General features: G+C 41.8%; 7 protein-coding genes. 6 read left to right on the top strand and 1 reads right to left on the bottom strand.

Annotated features, from left to right (window positions below):
* Positions 1–71 precede the first annotated feature (71 nt).
* Positions 72–443 (bottom strand): hypothetical protein, encoded by a 372-nt coding sequence (locus tag VB714_RS06940; protein ID WP_323222477.1) that lies wholly within the window; start codon positions 441–443, stop codon positions 72–74.
* A gap of 168 nt (positions 444–611) precedes the next feature.
* On the opposite strand from VB714_RS06940, the gene VB714_RS06935 reads away from it, so the two are divergent.
* The 6 genes from VB714_RS06935 to VB714_RS06910 form a co-directional block, all read left to right on the top strand.
* Positions 612–1,577, top strand: coding sequence for a hypothetical protein (locus VB714_RS06935; RefSeq protein ID WP_323222475.1), 966 nt, complete (start codon positions 612–614; stop codon positions 1,575–1,577).
* Between the two features lie 55 nt (positions 1,578–1,632).
* On the top strand, positions 1,633–3,129 hold the full coding sequence (locus tag VB714_RS06930) for a CHAT domain-containing protein (protein ID WP_323222472.1): 1,497 nt from the start codon (positions 1,633–1,635) through the stop codon (positions 3,127–3,129).
* Positions 3,130–3,173: 44 nt separating this feature from the next.
* On the top strand, positions 3,174–3,299 hold the full coding sequence (locus tag VB714_RS06925) for a hypothetical protein (protein WP_323222471.1): 126 nt from the start codon (positions 3,174–3,176) through the stop codon (positions 3,297–3,299).
* 96 nt (positions 3,300–3,395) lie between these two features.
* On the top strand, positions 3,396–4,112 hold the full coding sequence (locus VB714_RS06920) for a heme oxygenase (biliverdin-producing) (RefSeq protein WP_323222469.1): 717 nt from the start codon (positions 3,396–3,398) through the stop codon (positions 4,110–4,112).
* 301 nt (positions 4,113–4,413) lie between these two features.
* Positions 4,414–4,947, top strand: coding sequence for a J domain-containing protein (locus VB714_RS06915; protein WP_323222467.1), 534 nt, complete (start codon positions 4,414–4,416; stop codon positions 4,945–4,947).
* A 7-nt stretch (positions 4,948–4,954) separates the two neighbouring features.
* A partial coding sequence (locus VB714_RS06910; protein ID WP_323222465.1) for a DUF3143 domain-containing protein occupies positions 4,955–5,149 on the top strand: 195 nt, incomplete at its 3' end.

Genomic DNA, 5,149 nt, shown 5'->3' with positions numbered 1-5,149 from the left:
AGAAGGCATCAGACAAATACAGGCGCTGGGAATCAGCGCTTCTGCGGGTGGAGGGGATGTAAGACTCGTCATCAACAATGTTGATGAAAAGCAGTTCCCTGTGAATCCCGAAGCCGCTCATTTATCCATAGGATGATGAGTCGGTAATTCACGGAGTATTCTATTCGCAGTTTGGCTCGAGTCTGGCGTACTAATTCTACGACAACGGGAGCAATGAGGATTTCCCGCCGGGCTAACTCTGTTGTTAGGTTTACCAAGGGTAAGACATCTTCGATGCGATCGCGCAGCTCTTGCAGTCGTTTGAGTTCTCCGCTATATTGTGGCAAAGCGAGTTTTTCTTGTGAGAATGAATAACCAAAATCTGCTAAGATTTCATCAACTTCCGCGTTCAATTCAAAGATTTTGCTGAAGGTGTATTCGCGATTAGAATCGAGAACTTTCATGGGCTTTAAGAATTAAGTATAAATGATATTTTTTCAGAATGCGATCGCCTTTCCATTTCCCTAAAATGTTAAGATTCACTACAACTATTGTTCGATCGGTCTATTTTACTAGAGCGATCGACTATAACCGATTTATAGCAACTAATCTCACTTTTTCTGTGGGTGTTTATGATTACCAATCGCCATCACACCTCTATCCTAAATCGTAAAATCGGCGGATTGTTTCTCGTTATCTTTATCGTTTTTTTTCCGATCGCTGTACGGGGGCAATCACTCTCTTTAAAGCCAGAAGCTGAAAAGCGAGGAATTATTCCTCATATTGACAAACCGCAAGAACCCCTATTCAGTCAAAATGACGAAACCGGAGAACCCTTTCTACCCATCCATCGCCAACCCATCGATCCTCAACCCTTTCAACCCGAAATCCTTCCTCTCCTGCCTCAAAAAGCCGCAGAACAAGACTCAAGTGTGATGGTTTCTCCCAGTATTACTGTAGTAACGCCTTCTGCTTACGGAGCCTCTTGGGGAAATGCGGCGATCGGGGTAGGATTACAATCGAGAACTCGCTTTAGCGATCGCGCTGATGGTATATTCGGGATTAAAGTTGGCTTGGGAGATGCGACGGAAACCATCGGAGCAGAAATTGTTCTCACTTTAGTCGATCTTGATTCTTTTTTCAGCGATGGCTCGATTAGTTTTAAAATTCACCGACAATTACCGGATAATTTTAATATTGCCGTGGGGGTTCAAGGGGCAACAAATTTTGGTTTAACGGATGGGGGTTCTTCAATCTATGGCGTACTAACGCGGCGCTTTTTCCTCTCGGAAAACCCCCAAGACCCTTTTAGTCAATTTTATCTTTCTGTGGGTGTGGGAGGCGGTCAATTTCGCTCAGAGGATGATGTTATTAATGGAGTCAATTCTGTCGGTATTTTTGGCAGTGCATCTGTTCGAGTTACGGAATGGTCAAGCGCGATCGCAGAATGGACGGGACAAGATTTAACGGTGGGTTTCTCTTTTGTTCCCTTTGCAGACGTTCCTTTGGTTATTGTTCCCGCGATTACAGATATTACTGGGACGGCGGGAGATGGCACTCGTTTTCTCTTTTCGGCTGGCTACAGTTTTGAATTTTAAGTCTATTTTAAGTCCAATTTTAATCCAATTTTAAAGATTGAGATTTGAGAGAATAATGAATAAATTTGGCAAGATTGTACTCGCTTTTTATTATGCAGGATTGGGCATGGCGATCGCCCCTTTTTCCAGTTTAGCACAATCTGGAAATCAATCTGATATTACCGGACCAAATCCTGTCGAAATTGTCCCCAATTCTGACACGAATAATACTGCATCAGAATCAAACTTCCTCAAAGCCGATCGCCTTGCTTATGAAGCACAACTACAACAGGCATCTAACAGCGAAGCCGTTCAATTACTAGAAGAATATCAAGCATTAGACTTTTGCAATCATTTGAAATTAGAACGATGTGGAAAAGTTCCCACTCCCGAACAGATTATACGAGTTCTCAATCAAACTTGGCAGCAAACGGGTCAGAAAGCGGCGGTTATTTATGTTTCTAGTCAACAGGAACAAATAGAAATACTCACTATTTTTCCTTCAATTGCAAACGCCACGAAACAGAGTCTCTCAGATGAAAAAATTGCCTCTTCAATCTATCGAGTTCAAGTTCCCGAAGCATCTAAATCCCTTGTCCAAGAAACTGTCAAAAACTTGCGTCGGAATGTTACTAATATTCGTCGAGTCTCGCCAGTTTATCTTGAGCCAGCACAGCAATTGTATCAATGGATTATTGCACCTCTAGAAGCAGAACTGAGAAATCGAGAAATTGATACTCTAGTCTTTTCTATGGATTCTGGCTTGCGCCTCATTCCCATTAGTGTTCTCCATGATGGAGAACAATTTTTAATTGAGAAATATAGTATTTCTATTATACCCAGTTTCGGCTTAACTGATACGGGCTATTTTGATGTTAGAAAAAGGCAACTTTTGGCCATGGGAGCAACCCAATTTGTAGACCAAAATCCTCTTCCTGCGGTCGAACTTGAATTAGAAGCGATCGCGCAAACATCTTGGCAAAGCGAGATTTTCTTCAATTCTGAATTTACCGTCGAAAACTTTATTCAAGAAAATCGCATGGGTCAATTTGGTATTATTCATCTAGCTACCCACGGCGAATTTAAACCAGGAGAAATTGAAAATTCTTATATTCAATTTACCGATCGCCGACTCAACTTATTTGAACTGAGACAACTGGCGAAAAGTCTCGGTTGGACTGACGGCGATCGCCCTTCAATTGAACTTTTTGTTCTCAGTGCTTGTCAAACAGCAGTTGGCGATGAAAGTGCGGAGTTAGGGTTTGCAGGTTTGGCAATTCAAGTTGGTGTTAAATCTGCTCTTGCCAGTGTCTGGCGTGTTAACGATTTAGGAACATTAGCATTAATGGGAGAATATTACCAACAACTCGCCCAAACACCAATTAAAGTTCAAGCCTTACGTCAAGCTCAGTTAAAATTGTTAAAGGGAGAAACGCGGATTTCTGAAGGAACATTACAATTTTCTAATGGGAGTCGCATTCCTTTGCCTCCAGTGTTACAAGGCCAAACCAATGTAAACTTGAGTCATCCTTTTTTCTGGTCATCTTTTGTTGCGATCGGCAATTGGAACTAAATTGGAACTAAATTGCAACTCTACAGGAAGACGAAGATGGAAAAATGTTGGAAAAATATTGGGAAAATATTGGGAAAATATTGCAAATTGTAAAGAAACCTGACGATCTGATGGGGAGAGTGCGATCGCCGCAAAGGAATACCTTACCAACTCCTACCAAGATTCTGTAAAAAATCTTAATGAATTTTCTCAACAGATCGGTTTAACCTAGGACACTAGGTGATTTTTTATTCCCAAACGTCCAATCATAGAACAGGAAATTTAAGATGAGTGTTAATTTAGCTACAATGCTACGGGAAGGGACAAAGAAAGCCCATACCATGGCAGAAAACATGGGTTTTATTAAATGTTTTTTAAAAGGAGTCGTGGAGAAAACCTCCTATCGCAAACTCACGGCTAATCTCTATTTTGTCTATTCAGCGATGGAAGAGGAAATGGAACGCCATAAGGATCATGCTGTTCTTTCCTATATGTATTTCCCCGAACTCAATCGCAAACATAGTTTAGAACAAGATTTGCTGTTCTACTACGGTCCTAACTGGCGCAACGAAGTTAAACTTTCAGCATCGGGACAGGCTTATGTCGATCGCATTCGGGAAATTTGCAATACTCGTCCCGAATTGTTACTTGCTCACCTCTATACTCGTTATATGGGGGATCTCTCTGGCGGTCAAATCCTGAAAAAAATCGCCCAACGGGGTATGAATTTATCGGAAGGAGAAGGAACCCATTTTTATGAGTTTCCAGAAATTGCTGATGAGAAGGCATTTAAGGACAATTATCGTCAAGCCATGAACGAACTGCCCATCGACCAAGCCACGGCAGAAGATATTGTTGAAGAAGCAAATGCTTCTTTCAAAGCGAATATGAAGATGTTTGGCGAACTAGAAGGAAACTTGATTAAGGCGGTCGGACAAATGCTATTTAATAGCCTAACTCGTCGTCGCGTCCGAGGTAGCACGGAATTAGCAACGGCTGACTAACTAGAAATAGTCTAAAAACAGGGAAAATTCAGTCACAATATCACTATCTTGTGAATTGGTATCAGAGAGGGTTTGGGATTGTGGAGTATAGCAAATATTGAGTAGAAGGCGATCGCGGCACATAATCCGTTCAGTCTATACCAAATTGATGTTACGCTTTGCACTCCCAAACACTCAAGTATTGGATAAATTTTGACTACATTCATCTTCCGATCGCCAGACCACTCTCGCGATTAAATTGCGATCGCGAATCCACAGGTACAATATAAAATTAAGTTAGGATTCGAGCCAACACCTTTCCATGAGTCAGAGCGGATTTAACCCCAGAACCAGCGATCGCAGGGTATCGGCACAGGCGCGCATTGCTAATAGTTATTATGCGCGTTTGGGTCTACATCCTTCCGCTTCTGTTATTGAAATCAGACGGTCGTATTGGCGGTTAAGCAAGCGCTATCACCCAGATACAACAACATTACCGCCTGAAATTGCAACAGTTAAATTTCAAAAACTGAATGAAGCCTATGCAATTTTGAGCGATCGCGAGGGTCGTTTGCTTTATGATAGTCAAATTGGCTATTCGCGTTTCTATGTGGTGCAACCGCGATCGCATTTTTCTTGGCAGGAGGAGGAAGAAGAAGAATATAGCAATACTGCTTATCTCGATCCTAGCGATCGCCCTTTATCGGGAGGAGAATTATTCGCTTTGTTTATTTTGGGCGTAACCTTTCTCAGTTGCATCTTATTGGCGATCGCCGTAGGCTTAACCCGAGGTGAAACTGCTTTACAAATTCCGGTTGCTTTGCTGTCTTTTCTGTACTCAAATTCTAGTTTTTAAAGTGTCTATGGTATTACCCAACCCCGATACACCCCTCTACAATCATCCCCTGCCAGAAATTGAAAATTGGCTGCTTGATTTAGGGTGTCAACAAGATCGAAAACAATTAAATTGTTGGAATATAGAACGTCCAACATGGCAAGCAGAATTATGTTTGGATGTGGAAGATTTATCAATTCGCTATCTCAAAGCAGGAGAAGGA

Source organism: Spirulina sp. 06S082, assembly GCF_034932145.1.
Classification (GTDB): Bacteria; Cyanobacteriota; Cyanobacteriia; order Cyanobacteriales; family Spirulinaceae; genus CCY15215.
The sequence above is the reverse complement of the archived record's forward strand: the minus strand, read 5'-3'. Positions and strand labels throughout refer to the sequence as shown.